This window comes from Desulfuromonas versatilis, assembly GCF_019704135.1.
Classification (GTDB): Bacteria; Desulfobacterota; Desulfuromonadia; order Desulfuromonadales; family NIT-T3; genus Desulfuromonas_A; species Desulfuromonas_A versatilis.
Window position 1 is genome coordinate 1,674,456 of the sequence record NZ_AP024355.1, and the last position, 18,279, is coordinate 1,692,734.

Consider the following 18,279-nt stretch of genomic DNA (forward strand, 5'->3'; position numbering starts at 1 on the left):
ACCCCGAACCTCGATTTTATGCTTATTCCCGCGCGCTACATCGACCACACCCTGCTGAAGCCCGATGCGACCCGCGAACAGATCCTGCGGCTGTGCGAGGAGGCCGTCGAACACGGCTTCGCCTCGGTCTGTATCCCCCCGGTGTACGTCCCCCTGGCTGCCGAGGTGCTTTACGGCTCCGAGGTGGCGGTGGGGACCGTGGTCGGGTTTCCCCTTGGCTATGTCACCACGGCGGTCAAGCTCCGCGAGACGGCCGTGGCGGTCGCCTCCGGTGCGAGGGAGATCGACATGGTCATTCACCTGGGTGCCGCCCGCGAGGGACGCCTGGGCGATGTCGAGGGGGAGATCCGGCGGATCGTCGAGGAGGCCGGCGAGGCGCAGGTCAAGGTGATCATCGAATGCTGCTACCTGGACGATCCGCTGAAGCAGGCCCTGACCGGGTGCGTGGCTGCTGCGGGGGCCGCCTATGTCAAAACCTCCACCGGTTTCGGTTCCGGAGGCGCCACCCTTGACGATGTCCGTCTGCTCGCCGGCGCCGCGGCGGGGAGGATCGGGGTGAAAGCCGCCGGCGGCATTCGGGACTGGGCCGGGTGCCGGGATTTTCTGCAGGCCGGGGCGACGCGCATCGGCACCAGCGCCGGCATCACCATCATGCAGCAGTGGCAGTTGGAGCAGGGGCTGTGACCGCAAGCCAGATCAATCGGGTGGTGCTGATCACCCTGGACGGAGTAGGGGTCGGCGCGCTGCCCGATGCCGCAGCCTACGGCGACGGCGAGGCCAACACCCTGCTGCACGTGGCCCGCGCCTGTGGGGGGCTCAAGCTCCCCAATCTGCAGCGGCTCGGACTCGGAAATATCCTCGAGGTCCCCGGCGTCGGCCCGGTCGCCCTGCCCGAGGCGGCCTGGGGCAGGATGCGGGAGCGTTCGGTGGGCAAGGACACCACGACCGGGCATTGGGAAATCGCCGGCCTGGTTCAGACCGAGGCCCTGCCGACCTACCCCGAGGGCTTCCCGGAGGAGATCATCGCGGCCTTTGAGCGCGAGACGGGCCTGCGCCCGCTGGGCAACATCGCCGCCAGCGGCACCGACATCCTGGTTACGCTCGGCGAAGAGCATTTGGCCAGCGGTCGACCCATCGTCTATACCAGCGCGGATTCGGTGTTTCAGATCGCCGCCCATGAGGAGGTGATCCCCGTGCAGCGGCTCTATGAGCTGTGTCGCATCGCCCGGGAGATTCTCAACCCCTACCGGGTGGGCAGGGTGATTGCCCGGCCGTTTCTGGGCAGCTGCGCCGCGGATTTCCAACGCACCGCCCGGCGCCATGATTTTTCGCTGCCGCCGACAGGGACGACGATTCTCGACCGGATGGCAGGGGCGGGGCTCGAGGTGTTCGGGGTGGGCAAGATTCGCGACATCTTTGCCGGCCGGGGGGTGACCGGGTACCAGTACAGCGAGAGCAACGCCGACGGCATGGCCAAGACGCTCGCCAGCCTGGAGGACTTGGAACGGGGACTGGTTTTTACCAACCTGGTGGACTTCGACATGTTGTACGGGCATCGGCGGGATGCCAGGGGATTCGGTGGCTGCCTGGAGGAATTCGATCTGTGGCTGCCCCGGCTGCTCGAGCAACTGGGACAGCGGGACCTGGTGATTCTGACCGCAGACCACGGCTGCGACCCCACCACCGCCGGAACCGATCACACCCGCGAATACGTGCCGCTCATGATCTGGAGCAAGACCCCGGGCTGGCGAGGCGATCTGGGCGAGCGCGAAAGTTTCGCCGAAGTGGCCGCGACCATTGCGCAGGTTTTCGGCCTGGAGCGCGGGCCTGGCAAGGGGGTGCGGGGAGACTGCCGGCCCCGGGCGTGATCACCTCCGGGGAGGGTGGGCGTCCCGCAGCTGTTCGCGGTTGAGGTGGCCGCCATCGCGGCTCTCGGAAAGTTCGCCGAGAAACCGCTTCTCGATGAACCCCTCCAAAGTGTCCTGGGTCTGCTCGTCGAGGTCGGTGAATTCGATGCCTACCCCCTGCAGGTAGTTGTTTTCCGGCCCGGGAAGGACGCAATAAAGGACTCTGCCGCAGACTTCCAGCTCCCTCTGCATGCCGAGCAGGGGAATCACCACGCGCACCGGGTCGCGGTTGCCCATGCGTACCGCCGTCTTGACGAACATCCCCCGGGTGCTGATGCTCATGACCTCGGCCAGGCAGGAGGTTTCTCCGCTGCTGAACAGGCTGGGGAGCTTGACGGTCAGGCGCAGGTTTTTCCTCGGGTGTTTTTCCAGGTGCCGCTGGATGACTTCAAACAGGGCGAACAGATCAATCGGCACCCCGAGGGTTTCGCAGTCGATCCCGATTTTAACCTCGGAATCTTCCTCGCCCAGCACCACCAGTGGCATCGGCGCGGAGTCTATCCTGGAATTGATCCCTTCCATGAGGGAGGAGGTGCTCGCCAGCATGCCGGCACCGATGATGAGCAGGTCGGGCGAGGTCTGTTCGAGAAACGCCTTTACCTGATCGGCCCTGGACGATACGATAACCCGGTACCCCCAATGTTTGAGCATGACTTCAAGGGTTGAAAGCAGAGCTTCCCTTTTGTCGCCGATCAGTACCCTTTTCATATCTGTCGATTATCCTTGTGTGGGGCGGGTGAATTCATAGTGGGATCTCGGTAACATGGTATATTTTATCCCGGCCGATATGCTTTGTCATCATTTACAGAAGGAGGATGGAGTTATGAAAAAACTTGGCCTGATGCTGGTGTTGCTGGTCGGCCTGTTGGCTGCACCGGCCTTTGCCGCCGCACTGGAGGTGGCCGAAGGGGTGATCACCACCCAGGTGGTGGATCGCGAGCCGGTCGATGCGGTGGAATCCTACCCGGCGACGGTGGAGAGGTTGTATTGCTTCACCAGGGTCACCGGGGCCGAAGGCGAGACCAGGGTCTTTCACGTCTGGTTCCACAAGGGCGAGGAGCTTGCCCGGGTGGAACTCCCGGTCCGGTCTCCTGACTGGCGAACCTGGTCGGCGAAAACCATTCTGCCTTCCTTGAGCGGCGAGTGGACCGTGGAGGTGCAGGACGCCGAGGGCAAGGCTCTGAAAATTCTCAGTTTCAGCCTGCTGTGATGCGCCGATGACCCAGAGAGTTCTGGCCAATTCCGACATCCTCGAGCTCGAAATGGCGGTCCCGCAGGGGCACAGGCACCTGCGGGCTACCCTGCGCCTGCGCACCGGAGAGGAAATCGTCCTGCAGGAGGCGACCCTGGCCAACCTCGTGCGCGGCTACGTTGCGGTCAAGACCCATCCGCTTCGTGAGGGCATCAGGATGCAAGGGCGTGACCTGGGTTCGACAGAGAAAAAAGACGGCTTCGCCGACTGGCAATTGCTCGAAGATCTGTGAGCCGCCAGCCTCTTTCCCCCACAAAAAAAGCGCCCCTTGCGGAGCGCTTTTTTTGTGGATGGCGAATTGCCGATTATTTCTTTTTTCTGCCCCGGGCCGCACGGGCTTTTGCCAGGTTCTCACCGAGGCCGCGATCCATGGCCATCTGCCGCCGGCTCTCGGAGTAGGCGCGGGCAGCCAGAGGCTGGGTGCGGGGGATGTCGAACTGCTTGCGGTATTCTCCGGGCTTCAAGCCGTGAGCGGTCTTAAGGTGGCGGGCCAGGGTCTTCATCTCCTTGCCGCAGATCATGCAGGTGACTTTGTCCTTGCCGAACGCCTTCTTGCGGGAAACGGCGGGGGCGGCGGCAGCGGCCTCTGCGCTCTCCAGGGTTACTTCCTCGCCTTTCTCAAGAGCGGCCAGAACCTTATGGAGTTCACCCAGTTCGGCGACAAGCTCTTCTTTACTCATTGCGGTGGTCGAAGCGTGAGCCGCAACAATCTCAGCGGCCATTTCCAGAATAGTTGCCATGTTTTTTCCTCCTGTTTACGGTTATGGTTGCATAGCTGGTTTTCAAGGTTGCACTACTAATACAATAAATTTTGTCAAAATCAAGGAAAAAATATTGTATTACATGATAAAAAAGACGTTTTTTGCAATGCCTGAGCGGCAACTTGGATTCATACAGCAGGAGGCAGCAGACTTGTAATTTTGATCAATGCATGTGGTTTTTGGTATGCATCCCTTACATTCACTTAGCGTGTTCAAATTGAGGTGGCGTTTAAAACTCAGACACGTTTGCGGGTTTTTTATGGCATCCCATGCTGTTTGCCTCGACCGTCACCAAAGGGGTTCGTCAAGATTGCGTTTGCATGGGAATTGCAGGTAGGGTATAGGTTTTTGAGGGAGAATTTTTTTATTCGAGGGAGTCTGTCGGCATGGAAATCCGTCAACTGATCGAGCAGCGTGAGTCACAGCTTCTTTCTGCTTCTGCATGTTTGAGCACCGCCAGTGTCGGCCGTAAAATTCCCGAACCTCCCTGTTCGATCAGGACTGCTTTTCAACATGATCGAGATCGTATTCTTCACAGCAAGGCTTTTCGACGGCTGAAACATAAAACCCAGGTTTTTCTGGCCCCGGAGGGGGATCATTACCGCACCCGCCTCACCCATACCCTGGAGGTGGCCCAGATCGCCCGAACCGTGGCGAGGGCTCTGGGGCTGAACGAGGATCTAACCGAAGCCATTTCCCTGGGCCATGACCTTGGACACACCCCCTTCGGCCATGCCGGCGAACGGGTACTCGACCAGTTGGTGCCGGGCGGTTTCCGGCATGTCCTGCAAAGTGCCCGGGTTGTGGAGGTTTTGGAGAAGGAAGGGCGCGGGCTCAATCTGACCGGCGAGGTCATCGACGGCATCCTCAAACATTCCAAGGGGCAGGGGCCCCTGTTGAGCAGCGACCCGGAAGTCATGGCCAGCACTCTCGAGGGGCGCATCGTGCGCCTGGCCGATATTATCGCCTACGTCAATCACGATCTGGATGATGCTCTGCGGGCCGGCCTTGTCGCCGCCGGGGAAGTCCCGGCCGGGATCCTCGATCTGCTGGGCCACAACCACTCGGGCCGGATCAATACCATGGTCCGGGATATGATCGAATGTTCCATGGCCGCGGGAGGCGACCGGATACTTCTCTCCCCGGCGATCGAGCAGGCGGTAGGGGAGTTGCGGGACTGGTTGTTCTCCCATGTCTACAGGCATCCCTCGGTGCACGAGGACTTTTTCAAGGCATCACGGATCATCCGCGAACTGTTCGAGTTCTTCATGGCCAGCCCGCAGCTCCTCGATGCCCATGGGGGCCGGCGCCGGCCCGGCGATCAGGCGGAGGTTTCAGTGGCTGATTTCATCGCCGGGATGACCGATCGCTATGCCCTGAACCTTTACCACAAATTGTTTCTTCCCCAGCCCTGGAAAATCCTTTAAGTGGCCATAAGATCTCGGTTTTTGCTGGTGCAAATGCTTGACACTCCGCGCGGGCGTGTGTTAGCGTTTAGCCGCTTTGCGCCGCCTTCGAAGTGGTCCCAACGTCCCCATCCCCGGTGAGGTAATGGCCGATACGGTCGGGTTGAAACTGGTATTTCGAATTTCCGGAATAGGCTTTGCCCTGCCGATCGGGAGCCTGGTGGAAATCCGCGAAGAGGTCCAGGGGTGGCTCGACCGCTCGGAGGCCGCTCCTGAGCGGGGTCTGCTGGGCAGGCTGCCCCACCGGGGGGAGATGATTCCGGTGCGCGACCTGCGCATGGGATTCCGTCTGCCTCAGAGCGAACCCCAGCCTGGGGAGCTGTTGCTGGTCCTGGCCAAAGGGGTCCATCGATGGGGCATACTGGCTGATGCCATCGAGGGCATTTTCCCCGATGCCGAATTCAGGGTCCATCCCTTGCCCTGGCTGCTCGCCTCGCAGGACTCCATGCCATATGGCCGGGTTGTCGTGCGTAAGGGCGAGCCTCTGGTGCTTTGCGAGCCCGATATGCTCGAAGCCTGCTGGGGTGCGCCATGAGGGGCAAGCTGGCTCTTCTGGCCCTGGACGAGGGATATTTTGCCCTGCCTGTCGAAGGGATAGTGCACATTGTCTCCTCACCCGAGGTGTTTCAACTGCCGTTGCTCCCCCCTGGGGTGGGCGGCGTGTTTCTTTACCAGGATCAGCTAACCCCACTGCTCGATCTTCGCTGTTTGTGGGGGCAGGATGCCGCGAGGCGCTCCGGCGCAGTCGCCTACACCGTGGTCTGCAGCTGCGAGGTCGGTCTGGTCGGGGTCCCGGTGGACCGGGTTTTGCATATTGTCGATCTTGATCCGGCGTTGGTCAAAACTGTGGCCGGGGAGCCTGCCGAGGTTCCTGCCGGGACCAGCAACCTGTTCGTCCACGGCGACCGGGAATTCCCGATTCTCAATGTGGATTCACTGCTAATTTCATTGCCACCGAAAACCATCACCCGGCGCTCCCAGTGAAGGGAGCCAAGGAGGCTTGGATGAGCAAGAAACTGTTGTTAGCCGACGACAGTATCACAATTCAGAAAGTCATCGGGATCACCTTCGTCAACGAGGATTATGAGCTGACCGTTGTCGACAATGGTACGGCGGCGTTGGAAAAGGCCAGCGAGGTGCACCCCGACCTGATCCTTGCGGATGTGTTCATGCCGGGGAAAAACGGCTACGAGCTCTGCTCCGCCATCAAGCAGGACCCTGCGCTAGGCCGCACACCGGTGCTGCTGCTGGCTGGAACCTTCGAGCCCTTCGACGAGGAAAAGGCCGCGGCTGCGGGGGCCGACGGCTGGATTGCCAAGCCTTTTGAATCCCAGGCGCTTATCGACCGGGTTGAGCAGTTGCTTGCCAAGGCGGCTGAGCAGCCCGCCGTCCCTACGGCTCCAACTCCCGCCGCGGTCCCGGATGCCGAAGTCCCGGCCTCGGCGGCCCGGGCGGTCAAGTCTGATCTCTGGGAGGAAATCGAGGAGCAGGCCCCCTCTGCGGCCGCCGCCGATGCCGGGCAGGATGCCATCGCCTGGGACGAGGCCTTTGCCTCCGAGGGAGGTGCCGGGGAAGAGGCCGACGACATCTGGAGCGAGGTGACCTTCGAGGAGGAAGACCTGCTCGAAGAACCCGCTGCGCCCGCGATGGCCGGTGCGATTCAAGCCCGGGGGGCGGCGCCGGCCGGGGTCGAGGCGACGCTGGAAGAGGCCTTTGCACCCGAAACCGAGGACCTGGACGATTTGATCTTCGAGGAGGAGCCTGAGGCTGGTGAGCCCGGGGAGATCGAGAGCGAGGAGGCGTTCATTTTCGAGGAAGTCGAGGGCCAGGTAGAGGCTGCCGAGGAGGAAAGCTTTATTTTCGACGAAGAGCCCCTGACGGCCGAGGCCGAGGAAGAGATCTTCATCCTCGAAGAGGAGCCGGAGGCCGTTGGCGAAGAGGAGCTTCTGGTCCTGGAGGACGAGGATATCCTGCCTCTGGATGAGGAAGACATCCTGGAAGAGGTGGATCTCGAGCCCGCCGGGGCGGCGGTGGCTTCGGAGGTCACAGCATCCGCTGACGCTTCCCTGGCCGATTTTGGCGAGGAGGACCTGCTGGTCGAAGAAGAAGAGTTGACCATCGGCGAAGACCTCTCCTCCGCCGGACTGGAAGAGGTGGTGGGTTTCGAGGAGCCGGCCGGTCTGGAAGAACCCTCCTTCGAAGCCGAAGAGCCGGTCGCCTTCGACGAACCGGTGGTCGATGCCGAAGCGCCGGTTGCCTTCGACGAACCGATGGTCGATGCCGAAGCGCCGGTTGCCTTCGATGAGCCGATGGTCGAGGTCGAAGCGCCGGTCGCCTTCGACGAACCGGTGGTCGAAGCCGAAGAACCGGTCGCTTTCGATGAGCCTGTGGTTGAAGCCGAGGAGGTGGCGGCCGTTGTTTCACCGGCTGTTTTCCCCGCCGCCGGCCAGGCCGGGGCCGCGCCTTCCGCTCCGGTCACTGCCGCAGCAGCCCAGGAGAAGGTGCAGGGCTTGAGCGAGGAGGAGTTGACCGAGATCGTCGAGCGGGTGGCCGGCAGCGTGATCGAGCGGCTGGCCGGGAGCATTTTGGAAAAGATCGCCTGGGAGGTTGTCCCCGATCTGGCCGAAAGCATGATCAAGGAGGAGATCCGCAAGATCAAGGAGATGGCCGGCCAAGCCTGAGGGCAGCCCGTACCTGGCTCACAGTATTGACGGATGAAATGGGGATTGTTACAATCCCCATTTCTTTTTGTGCAGATTTTTCAGCCGCATCCGCCGATGCGGTTTATCCAATTTTCCGGAAGGAAGCTGATTCCATGGAAGCGAAACTCCCTAAGGGATACGAGCCCCAAGAGGTGGAAAAAAAGTGGTACGGGCAATGGGAAGGGCAGGGTTTTTTCCATGCCGACGAAAGTTCCTCCAAACCCCATTATTCCATCGTCATTCCGCCTCCCAACGTCACCGGGGTGCTGCACATGGGCCACGCGCTCAACAACACCCTGCAGGACATCCTGGTGCGCTGGAAGCGCATGACCGGTCACGAAGTGCTGTGGATGCCCGGCACCGACCACGCCGGGATCGCCACCCAGAACGTTGTGGAAAAACAGCTGGCCGCCGCGGGGAGCGACCGGCACGAGATCGGCCGCGAACAGTTCATCGAGCGGGTCTGGAAATGGCGTGAGGAATCGGGCGGACAGATCATCAACCAGCTCAAGCGCCTCGGGGCATCCTGCGACTGGCAGCGCGAGCGCTTCACCATGGACGAGGGGCTCTCCAAGGCGGTGCGCGAGGTTTTCGTCCGCCTCTACGAAGAAGGCCTCATCTATCGCGACAACCGGCTGATCAACTGGTGCCCCCGTTGTCACACGGCGCTTTCCGACCTCGAGGTGGAACACGAGGACAAGAAGGGCAACCTCTGGCATCTGCGCTACCCGGTGGTCGGCAGCGACCGCTGCCTGGTGGTCGCCACCACCCGCCCCGAGACCATGCTCGGCGACACCGCCGTGGCGGTCAATCCCGAGGACGAGCGCTACGCCGACCTGATCGGCAAAAAGGTGCGGCTCCCCCTGGTTAACCGCGAAATCCCCATCGTCGCCGACGAGTACGTGGACAAGGAATTCGGCAGCGGCGCGGTCAAGATCACCCCGGCCCACGACTTCAACGACTTCGAAATCGGCAAACGCCATGATCTCGAGTTCATCAACATCTTCGACCCCTCGGGCATCGTCAACGAAAACGGCGGCCCCTACAACGGGCTCGAGCGCTACGCGGCCCGCAAGCAGGTGGTGGCCGACCTCGAAGCCCAGGGCCTGCTCGAAAAGATCGACGACTACGCCAACGCCGTGGGCGAGTGCTACCGCTGCAAGACCATCATCGAACCGTACATGAGCAAGCAGTGGTACGTGGCCGTCAAGCCCCTGGCCGAAGAGGCGATCAAGGCGGTGCAGGACGGCCGCACCAGGATCGTGCCCGCCCAGTGGGAGAAGACCTACTACGAGTGGATGTTCAACATCCAGGACTGGTGCATCAGCCGCCAGATCTGGTGGGGACACCGTATCCCCGCCTGGTTCTGCGACGCCTGCGACCAGATCAGCGTCTCCCGTGAGGACCTGACCGTCTGCGCTCACTGCGGCAGCGCCGAGATCCGCCAGGAGACCGATGTTCTCGATACCTGGTTCTCCTCGGCCCTGTGGCCCTTCTCGACCATGGGCTGGCCCGAGCAGACCGAGACCCTGGGCAAGTTCTACCCCACCAGCTGCCTGGTGACCGGTTTTGACATCCTGTTCTTCTGGGTCGCCCGGATGATGATGATGGGGCTCAAGTTCATGGGTGAGGCCCCCTTCAAGGAGGTCTACATCCATGCCCTGGTGCGCGATGCCCAGGGGCAGAAGATGAGCAAGAGCAAGGGGAACGTCATCGACCCGCTGACGGTCATCGAGGAGTACGGCACGGACGCTTTCCGCTACACCCTCACGGCCTTCGCCGCCATGGGGCGCGATATCAAGCTCTCCACCGAGCGCATCGCCGGCTACCGCAACTTCACCAACAAGCTGTGGAACGCCAGCCGCTTCGCGCTGATGAACCTCGAGGGCTTCGATCCCGCGGGGGTCGATCCGGGCAAGCTCGATCTGTCCCTGGCCGACCAGTGGATTCTCACCCGCCTTGCCGAGGCCGCAGAAAAGACCAACCAGGCCCTGGCCGAGTACAAGTTCAACGACGCTGCCGGGATTCTCTATGCCTTCACCTGGCACGAGTTCTGCGACTGGTACATCGAGCTGAGCAAGGATGACCTGTACGGCGACGACCCGGCGGTCAAGGTGCGGGCCCAGGCGGTGGTGTTCACCGTGCTCGAGCAGCTGCTGCGCCTGCTGCACCCGATCATGCCTTTCATCACCGAGGAGATCTGGCAGGCCCTGCCAGGCGAGCGCCCGGTCCCCTCGATCATGGTCGCCGACTACCCCACCGGTGCCGGTCTGCCGGTCGACACCGAGGGCGCTGCCCGCATGGAGCTGATCATGGAAGTCATCAAGGGGATCCGCAACATCCGCGGCGAGATGGACGTGCCTCCGAGCAAGCAGATCGCGGCCGTTCTCGACTGCAGATCGGAAGCCTCGCTGGCGGTTCTCAAGCAGGGCGAAGGCTATATCCGCGCCCTGGCCCGAGTGGCCGAACTGCAGGCCGGGGTCGGCATCGAGCGGCCAGGCCAGGCCGCTACCCAGGTGGCCGGCGACGTGGAGATCCTGCTGCCGCTGGCCGGCCTGATCAACGTCGACGAGGAAGAGAAGCGCCTGCAGAAAGAGATCGCCAAGGTGGAAAAGGACGTGGCGATGTTCACCAAGAAGCTCTCCAACGAGAAGTTCGTCGCCAACGCACCGCCGGAGGTGCTGGAGAAGGACCGCGGCAAGCTGCGCGACGCCGAGGAGAAACTCGGCATCCTGCAGCAAAGCCTGGCCAAGATCCAGGCGCTCAAGTAGCAACGAAAAAAGCCGGGGCGATCGTAATCGCCCCGGCTTTTTAATTCTTTATCCTTCTCCCCGCCCTTTACCCCGACTTCTTCAACTCCCGCTGCAGATAGGCGCGGATCTGCTGGCTGTCGGCCATGGCCAGGATCTCCTTGCTGGCCCGGCGGGCCTCGCGGGCCGAAATGGTTTTCAGCAGCGCCTTGGTACGGGGGATGAAGGGCGAGGGCATGGAGAATTCGCGGATCCCCATGCCGACCAGGGCCAGAAAGGTGATCGGGTCCGAGCCCATCTCGCCGCACAGGCACAGCCCCTTCTCCAGTTTCTTCGCCACCCGGGTGACCTGCCGCAGGGCGCCCAGCACCGCCGGGTGCAGCGGGTCGTAATACTTGTTGACCAGGGGGTTGTTGCGATCCGCGGCGAGCATGTACTGGATCAGGTCGTTGGTCCCCAGAGCGAAAAAATCTACCTCCAGGGCCAGTTGCGGGGCGAGCATCACCGCCGCGGGCACCTCGATCATCACCCCCAGCGGGATCTCTTCGGCAAAGCCGACCCCTTCGCGCCGCAGGTTGGCCCGCGCTTCGGCGATCACCGCCTTGCAGGCGCGGATCTCCTCCAGGCTGGAGATCATCGGGAACAGCATCTTCACCGGGCCGTGCTGGCCGGCCATGAGTATCGCCTCGATCTGAGTGCGGAAAATATCCCGGTTGTCGAGGGAAACCCGCACCGAGCGCCACCCCATGAAGGGGTTCTCCTCCCGGGGCGGGCTGAAGTAGGGCAGGGCCTTGTCGCCGCCGATATCCAGGGTGCGGATGGTGACCGGCTGGCCGCCGAATCCCTCCACCACCCGGCGGTAGAGATGGTACTGTTCGTCCCGGTCGGGGAAGCTGGCCCGGGTCATGTAGGGGAACTCGGTCCGATAGAGCCCGACCCCGTTGGCGCCGTTGCGCAGCGCCACGTCGATGTCGCTTATCAGGCCGATGTTGGCCCGCAGCACCACCCGGATCCCGTCGCTGGTCCGGCCCTGCTGCTCCCGGAATTCCTCGAGCTTGTGCTGCTCGCGGCTACAATCCTCCTCGAGTCGGTGATACTCCTCGATGACCCGCTGGGTCGGCGCCACGTAGAGATACCCCGAGTTGGCGTCGAGGATCAGGTTCTCGTCGGGAACGACCTCCTTGAGCGCGCCGCGCACCGCGACCAGCGCCGGTATGCCCAGGGACTTGGCCATGATCACCGCGTGTGAGTTCTGCTCGCCCGCCTCGGTGACGATGCCGCGAATCTGTTCATGGTCCAGCGCCGCCATATCCGAGGGGAGAATCTCCCTGGCGACCAGGATGCCCGGCCCCTTCAGGTGCAGCACATGACTTTCCTGCCCGGCGAGATTGGCCAGCAGGCGCCGGCCGATATCCTCCATGTCCGCGGCCCGCTCGCGCAGGTAAGGATCTTCCATGCGTTTGAAGGCGTCGATGTAGTCGCCGAAGATCTTCTTCAGCGCATAGGGGGCGCTGTGCCCGCTGTCGATCTCGCGATGGATCTTTTCCAGAACCCCCCGATCCTCGAGAATCATCAGGTGGGTGTGGAAGATGGCGGCATCGTCTTGGGAAAGGCGCTCGGCCACGCGTTTTTCCAGGAAGATGGTCTGGATGCGGGTTTTCTCGAGGGCCGCCTCGAGGCGCTCGCGCTCTTTGCCGACGTCGACCCCGGCTTCGTCGAGGATGTCGGTGAAGCCGAGTTTTTCGTCCATCACATGGGCCAGTCCGGAAACCACCCCGGGGTAGGCAACCCGGCCGCGCAGGGCTTTTTCCCGCACCTCGCCCGCGGGGCGGCTGTCGTTCAGGAACGATTTGCGGGTCTGCTCCAGTTCCCGGGCAAAGCGGCTGGTTTCCTCCTCTTTGAGGCGGATGGAGTCGAGCAGGCGGGCGTTGACCACGATGGAGGAGACTTGAAAGGCGATGGTCGAGAGGGCGCTGATCTCCTCGCTGCTGAACTGGCGGGTGGCCTTGGTCTGGATGGCGATGACCCCGATGGGAGTCTTGCGGTCGAACAGGGGGATGCCGAGAAAGGAGTGGAAGCGTTCCTCACCGGTTTCCTTGAAATAGCGGTAGCGGGGGTGGCTCTGCGGTTCCTGGATGGCGACCACCCGGCGTTGCTCGGCGGCCAGGCCGGTGAGGCCCTCGCCGATCTTCAGGGCGACCTTGCCCACCGCTCTGCGCGAAAGGCCCTTGCTCGCCCGCAGGCGCAGGGTCTCGCCGTCTTCCTCGATCAGGTAGATCGAGCATACCTCGGTACCCATCCGCTTGGCGACCAGGGTGACGATGTTGCGCAGGGTCTCGGTCAGGTCGTGTGACTGGAGGATGAGGGCGCTGATGTCCTCCAGGGTGGTTACACCGAGTTGATTGCTCGAACGCTGGGGCATGGAATCGGCCGATGAGTGAGGTTTTTCAGATAATTAACGGCCCTTATGTTAGCCGAAGCCGAGCCGATTTGCGACATAAAAAAACGCCGCCCGGGGGAGAGAGGTCCCGGTGCGGCGCAAAAGGGGTGGGGCAGGGTTCCGCTTGGAAAATTCTGCTTTAATCCCCGACAGATGTCTTTTTATATAGCAAGGTGTGTGCCAGGGTTGAGGTTGCGGGCGAAAAGCCCTTGTTTCGCCCTTGAGGGGGCTTTGCAGGCCGCCGGCGCTCCGGCGGAAGGGGAGGTGGTGGGTCGTGGTTGACACAGTTCTGGGAGGGTTTTCCTCCAAAGGCGGGGTAGCCCATTGAATACGGCCTCTGGCGGGTGTGGCCCGCGTGGCACAGTCGGCGCGTGGCGGTGTGTCAGTGGTGGCTCGGTCGGGCGGCGAGATGCGCACCCGACACAGGTTGCTGCTGGCAATGGCGGAGAGGTTACCGCTTTTCGGCTTTGAAATCCCCGCCCTTGAGGCCGTGCCGGTCGAGCAGGCGATAGAAGGTTCGCCTGGGGATCTGCGCCTTGCGCGCCGCCTCTGAGACATTGCCGCCGGTCTGCTCAAGGTAGCGCTTGAGGAGCCCTTTTTCGATATGCCCGAGATGTTTTTCCCGTTGGCCGCGGAAATCGGACTGGTTCAGGGCGGCCCCCTTGTCATTCAGGGCCAGTTCGGCAAACACCACGGGCAGATTTTCCAGGCGGATGATGTTGTCCTGGGTCAACACCGACGCCCTCTCGATAATATTCTGCAATTCCCGGATGTTGCCCGGCCAGGGGTAGCGCAGCATGGCGTTTATGGCGCGGTCCTCGATGCCGACGATGGTCTTGTTGATCCGTTTGCTGGAGCGGTCCAGGAACATGTGAACCAGCTCCTGCAGGGATTCCAGACGGCTGCGCAGCGGCGGCATGGTGATGGTAAAGACGTTGAGCCGGTAGAACAGGTCCTCGCGAAACCATCCTTCGGCAACGCCCCGCTCGAGGTTCTTGTTGGTTGCGGCGATCAGGCGGACATCGACCTTGATCGGCGTGTTTCCGCCAACGGGCTTGATTTCGCCGTGGTCGAGCACCCGCAGCAGTTCGGCCTGCAGCTTGGGGGTGATGTCGCCGATCTCGTCGAGGAAAATGGTCCCCCCGCAGGCCGCCTCGAACAGGCCCTTCTTGTCGGCGATCGCCCCGGTAAAGGCGCCCTTTTTGTGGCCGAAGAGCTCACTCTCCAGCAGGCTGTCGGTGAGAGTGGTGCAGTTGACCGCCACCAGGGGTTTCTCGGCCCGGTGACTGGTCTGGTGGATGGCGCGGGCGGTCAGTTCTTTGCCGGTGCCGCTTTCGCCGCGGATCAGCACGGTAGTCGGGGTGGGGCCGACCTGCTTGATCAGGCTGAGGATCTCCAGGGTCCGCTGGTCCTTGCCGACGATCTCCGATTCGCCGTACTCCTGGGCCAGGGCGCGTTGGGCCAGTTCATACTTCTGGGCCAGGTTGAAGCGGTCCTCTTCGAGCCGTTTCAGCGAGTAGGGCAGGCACATCGCCCCTTCGGCCAGCCCCTGGTAGACGGCCACGGCGTGCTCGCGGCAGGTTGCGTAGCCGCAGGCGCCGCAGTCGAGCTCGTCCTGCTCGACGAACTTGTTGGTCGACTGGAGGATCTGGCGGATGCTCTGACCGCCGGGCAGCTCCAGGCGGGTGTGCTTGTTGCTGAAGCTGCGCCGCAGCTCCGGGGAGCGACTGACCTGCTGGTAGTGCGCGGCGGTGGCGTAGGGGATCTCCTGATTCTGAAAGTATTGATGAATCAGGTTGCGTTTGGAGAAGGTGGTCAGGCGGTTGTTCTTGCCGGGCCCCCCGATGCAGCCGCCGTTGCAGAAGCGGATGTCTACCAGCTTGGGGTTGATGCGGCGGGCCGAGAGGTCCTTGATGATTTCCAGGGCGTTTTGTTCCCCTTCGGTCGCCAGGTATTCGGGATTGAAGAAGTCGTCCTTGACCCCGAAAGCCTGGTAAGGGCCGCCGGAGATCGGAAACAGCCTGCCCCTCTGCGGCATGAGGCCGTCGAAGGTCGAATCGGGCAGCCGGGCCAGGTCAAAAGAGCGCTCGCGCAGCATCTGGCCCAGTTCCCGGTAGGTCAGCACCGTGTCGATGGCGCCTGCCACCTGTTCCCCTTCGATCTCGAATTTCCCCGCGATGCACGAGCTGATGTAGACCACCCGGGTCTGCTTGCCGCGGCGCGCCTTGATGAACCGGCCGATGGCCACCATGGGCGAGACCAGCGGCATCAGGTTGCGCAGCAGCTGCGGGTAGTGCCGCTCGATCAGGTCGACGATGGTCGGACAGTGGGTGGTGATTCGGGGCGCATCCCCAGGCTGGTTCAGCAGACCGGCGTACTCGTCCACCAGCAGTTCGACCCCGCTGGCTCCTTCGTGGACCTCCTTGAAGCCGAGGCGCTTGAGTCCGGTGACCAGTTGGCCGGGGCGCACGTCATTGAAAAAGGCCGGAAAGGAGCAGCCGAGGACCGCCACCACGTCGTTCTGGCCGCCAAGCAGGCGTTGGGTCTCCTCGATGCAGTCGGCGATCACCTTGGCCTGCTGCGAGCAGACCCGGATGCACTTGCCGCAGCCGATGCAGCGCTCGTGGATCACCTCGGCCCAGTTCTGGTTAACCTTGATCGCCTTGACCGGGCAGTTGCGCACGCAGGAGTAGCATTTGCGGCAGCGCTCCTTGACTGTCTTGATCGGACCCATGGGTGCTCCGGATGAAATGGTAGGAATTCGCTTCTATGGGATTCGCAGGTCGGGCTGATTGTGTCAGTTGTGGCACTAGGTGTCAACGTATACTTTTGGGGAGTTCGGAGCTGGTCGTTAGGAGTTGGCAGGAATGTAGAAACGGGTAATTTCTGCTTGAGGGAGGGTAGAAAACTACCTGCGAACTCCCAGCTCCTAACTCCTGTCTTTCCGAAACTTTCCTACCTCACCGCTGAAGTGACAGGCGGCGAGATGCCCGCCGCCTTTGTCCTCGAGGGGCGGATAGGCTTCCCTGCAGATCTCCCGGGCATAGGGGCAGCGGGGGTGAAAGTGGCAGCCGGTCGGCGGGTTGATGGGGGAGGGGACCTCCCCGCCGAGCAGTTTCCGGGGGCGGCGAAGGCTCGGATCGGGCACCGGCACGGCGTTGAGCAGCGCTTCGGTGTAGGGGTGGCGGGGGGCGCGGTAGAGTTCTTCCGCTTCGGAGAGTTCGACGATCCTCCCCAGGTACATGACCGCGACCCGGTCGCTGATGTGTTCGATGACCGAGAGGTCGTGGGCTATGAACAGGTAGGTCAGGCCGAACTGCTCCTGGATGTCCTGCAGCAGGTTGACCACCTGGGCCTGGATGGAAAGGTCGAGGGCGGAGACCGGTTCGTCGGCGATGATCAGGCTGGGGCGCACGGCCAGGGCGCGGGCGATGCCGATGCGCTGGCGCTGGCCGCCGGAAAATTCATGGGGGTAGCGGCCCAGGTGCGCCTCGCCGAGGCCGACGGTTTCCAGAAGGCGCAGCACCTCGGCGCGCAGCTCCTCCCCCCGGGCAAGGCCGTGAATCTTCAGCGGCTCGCCGACGATGTCGCCGACCCGCATCCGCGGGTTCAGCGAGGAGTAGGGGTCCTGGAAGATCATCTGCATTTCGCGACGAATCGGCCGCATCTGGCCCGGTGGCAGCGACAGGATCTGCTTGCCGCGAAACAGCACCTGGCCGGAGTCGGCGTCGAGCAGGCGCATGATCAGTTTGCCGGTGGTCGACTTGCCGCACCCCGATTCCCCAACCAGGCCCAGGGTTTCTCCGGGGAGCAGGGAGAAGGAGACCCCGTCCACGGCCCGAAGTCGGCGCCGGGCGCCTCCCAGGGGGCCGGGGGACACGGTGAAGGATTTGTGCAGGTCGTGGACCTCGAGCAGCGGTTCCATGTCAGTCCTTCCAGCAGCGGACCAGGTGTCCGGGGGCGACTTCACGCAGCGGCGGGAGCTTTTGCCGGCAGGGGGCGAAGGCTTCGGGGCAGCGCTCCAGGAAGGAGCAGCCCGGGGGGAGATTTTCCGGGCTGGGCACCTGCCCGGAAATCGGCTGCAGACGTCTGCGTTTTTCGCCGAGGCGCGGGATGCAGGCCAGCAGCCCCTGGGTGTACGGGTGGCGAGGCGAGGCGAAAATGGCCTCCACCGGCGCGTATTCCATCATCAGCCCGCCGTACATGATGGCTACCCGGTCGGCCGACTCGGCCACCACGCCGAGATCGTGGGTGATGAGCAGTGTGGCCATGTTGCGTTCCTGCTTGAGGTGCAGCAGCAGCTCCATGATCTGGGCCTGGATGGTGACGTCCAGGGCCGTGGTCGGCTCGTCGGCGATGAGCAGCCTGGGGTCGCAGGCGAGTGCCATGGCGATCATCACGCGCTGGCGCATGCCCCCGGAGAGCTGATGGGGGTATTCGCGCACCCGCTGCTCCGGAGAGGGGATGCCGACCTGGTGCAGCAGGTCGATGGCGGCATCACGGGCCGCCGCGGCGTCGAGTCCCTTGTGCAGGCGCAGCACCTCGCCGATCTGGCGCTCGATCCGGAACACCGGATTAAGGCTGGTCATCGGTTCCTGGAAGATCATGGCGATCTGGTTGCCGCGGATACGCCGCATCTCCGCTTCGGGGATGTGCAGCAGGTCTTCGCCCCGGAAAAAGATCTCGCCTTCGACGATCTTGCCCGGGGGGGGGACCAAGCGCAGCAGGGAGAGGGCCGTCATCGACTTGCCGCAACCCGATTCGCCCACCAGGGCGAGGGTCTCTCCCTCGCCGATGCTGAAATCGATGCCGCCGATGGCCTTGACCAGGCCGCTTGAGGTGAAGAAGTAGGTTTTCAGGTCGCGGACATCGAGCAGCGGTTGCATGAGGCAGGTCCTTTGGGGGCTGGCAAGGTTTTTAAATTTACACACAATCAGGCAGCGGGTCAAGCCGTCGCAGGGGGCCAGAAATCCCCGGCGGCAACCTTGGGCAGCCGCCTCC

At 62.9% G+C, this 18,279-nt stretch carries 15 protein-coding genes; 9 read left to right on the forward strand and 6 right to left on the reverse strand.

Features of this window, described 5'->3' with window-relative positions; all coding sequences use genetic code 11:
- Positions 1 to 18: 18 nt before the first annotated feature.
- Together deoC and DESUT3_RS07490 are read left to right on the forward strand one after the other, a co-directional pair.
- Positions 19 to 684: a deoxyribose-phosphate aldolase gene (deoC, locus tag DESUT3_RS07485; RefSeq protein WP_221251843.1), complete on the forward strand. Its 666-nt coding sequence runs from the start codon at positions 19 to 21 to the stop codon at positions 682 to 684.
- Positions 681 to 1,868: a phosphopentomutase gene (locus DESUT3_RS07490; RefSeq protein ID WP_221251844.1), complete on the forward strand. Its 1,188-nt coding sequence runs from the start codon at positions 681 to 683 to the stop codon at positions 1,866 to 1,868. Before deoC ends, DESUT3_RS07490 begins: the two co-directional genes overlap by 4 nt.
- Here DESUT3_RS07490 and DESUT3_RS07495 read toward each other — a convergent pair whose 3' ends face one another.
- On the reverse strand, positions 1,869 to 2,615 hold the full coding sequence (locus DESUT3_RS07495) for a PilZ domain-containing protein (RefSeq protein WP_221251845.1): 747 nt from the start codon (positions 2,613 to 2,615) through the stop codon (positions 1,869 to 1,871). It abuts the gene before it with no gap.
- Positions 2,616 to 2,730: 115 nt separating this feature from the next.
- Between DESUT3_RS07495 and DESUT3_RS07500 the strand changes: the two genes are divergently transcribed.
- Complete coding sequence (locus DESUT3_RS07500; RefSeq protein ID WP_225911651.1) at positions 2,731 to 3,117, forward strand: DUF2914 domain-containing protein; 387 nt, start codon at positions 2,731 to 2,733, stop codon at positions 3,115 to 3,117.
- A gap of 7 nt (positions 3,118 to 3,124) precedes the next feature.
- Complete coding sequence (locus tag DESUT3_RS07505) at positions 3,125 to 3,391, forward strand: hypothetical protein (RefSeq protein WP_221251847.1); 267 nt, start codon at positions 3,125 to 3,127, stop codon at positions 3,389 to 3,391.
- Between the two features lie 73 nt (positions 3,392 to 3,464).
- On the opposite strand, the gene DESUT3_RS07510 is transcribed toward DESUT3_RS07505, so the two are convergent.
- Entirely contained in the window at positions 3,465 to 3,899 is a 435-nt protein-coding gene (locus DESUT3_RS07510) for a MucR family transcriptional regulator (protein ID WP_221251848.1), read from the reverse strand.
- A 407-nt stretch (positions 3,900 to 4,306) separates the two neighbouring features.
- Here DESUT3_RS07510 and DESUT3_RS07515 point away from each other — a divergent pair, with 407 nt between their 5' ends.
- The 5 genes from DESUT3_RS07515 (at position 4,307) to DESUT3_RS07535 (ending at position 10,859) form a co-directional block, all read left to right on the forward strand.
- On the forward strand, positions 4,307 to 5,347 hold the full coding sequence (locus DESUT3_RS07515; protein WP_221251849.1) for a deoxyguanosinetriphosphate triphosphohydrolase: 1,041 nt from the start codon (positions 4,307 to 4,309) through the stop codon (positions 5,345 to 5,347).
- Positions 5,348 to 5,471: 124 nt separating this feature from the next.
- Positions 5,472 to 5,921: a chemotaxis protein CheW gene (locus tag DESUT3_RS07520; RefSeq protein ID WP_221251850.1), complete on the forward strand. Its 450-nt coding sequence runs from the start codon at positions 5,472 to 5,474 to the stop codon at positions 5,919 to 5,921.
- On the forward strand, positions 5,918 to 6,370 hold the full coding sequence (locus tag DESUT3_RS07525; protein ID WP_221251851.1) for a chemotaxis protein CheW: 453 nt from the start codon (positions 5,918 to 5,920) through the stop codon (positions 6,368 to 6,370). The genes DESUT3_RS07520 and DESUT3_RS07525 overlap by 4 nt, the downstream gene beginning before the upstream one ends.
- A gap of 20 nt (positions 6,371 to 6,390) precedes the next feature.
- On the forward strand, positions 6,391 to 8,067 hold the full coding sequence (locus DESUT3_RS07530; RefSeq protein WP_221251852.1) for a response regulator: 1,677 nt from the start codon (positions 6,391 to 6,393) through the stop codon (positions 8,065 to 8,067).
- A 134-nt stretch (positions 8,068 to 8,201) separates the two neighbouring features.
- Positions 8,202 to 10,859, forward strand: a complete 2,658-nt coding sequence (locus DESUT3_RS07535; RefSeq protein ID WP_221251853.1) for a valine--tRNA ligase — start codon at positions 8,202 to 8,204, stop codon at positions 10,857 to 10,859.
- A gap of 67 nt (positions 10,860 to 10,926) precedes the next feature.
- Here DESUT3_RS07535 and ptsP read toward each other — a convergent pair whose 3' ends face one another.
- The 4 genes from ptsP to DESUT3_RS07555 all read right to left on the reverse strand — a co-directional run bounded on the left by ptsP (position 10,927) and on the right by DESUT3_RS07555 (position 18,164).
- Positions 10,927 to 13,260 (reverse strand): phosphoenolpyruvate--protein phosphotransferase, encoded by a 2,334-nt coding sequence (gene ptsP, locus DESUT3_RS07540; RefSeq protein WP_221251854.1) that lies wholly within the window; start codon positions 13,258 to 13,260, stop codon positions 10,927 to 10,929.
- A 469-nt stretch (positions 13,261 to 13,729) separates the two neighbouring features.
- The gene (locus tag DESUT3_RS07545; protein WP_221251855.1) at positions 13,730 to 16,012 is read right to left on the reverse strand and encodes a sigma 54-interacting transcriptional regulator; all 2,283 of its coding nucleotides are present in this window, start codon (positions 16,010 to 16,012) and stop codon (positions 13,730 to 13,732) included.
- Between the two features lie 195 nt (positions 16,013 to 16,207).
- Entirely contained in the window at positions 16,208 to 17,203 is a 996-nt protein-coding gene (locus DESUT3_RS07550) for an ABC transporter ATP-binding protein (RefSeq protein WP_221251857.1), read from the reverse strand.
- A gap of 1 nt (position 17,204) precedes the next feature.
- Positions 17,205 to 18,164, reverse strand: a complete 960-nt coding sequence (locus DESUT3_RS07555; RefSeq protein ID WP_221251858.1) for an ABC transporter ATP-binding protein — start codon at positions 18,162 to 18,164, stop codon at positions 17,205 to 17,207.
- Between the last annotated feature and the right edge of the window lie 115 nt (positions 18,165 to 18,279).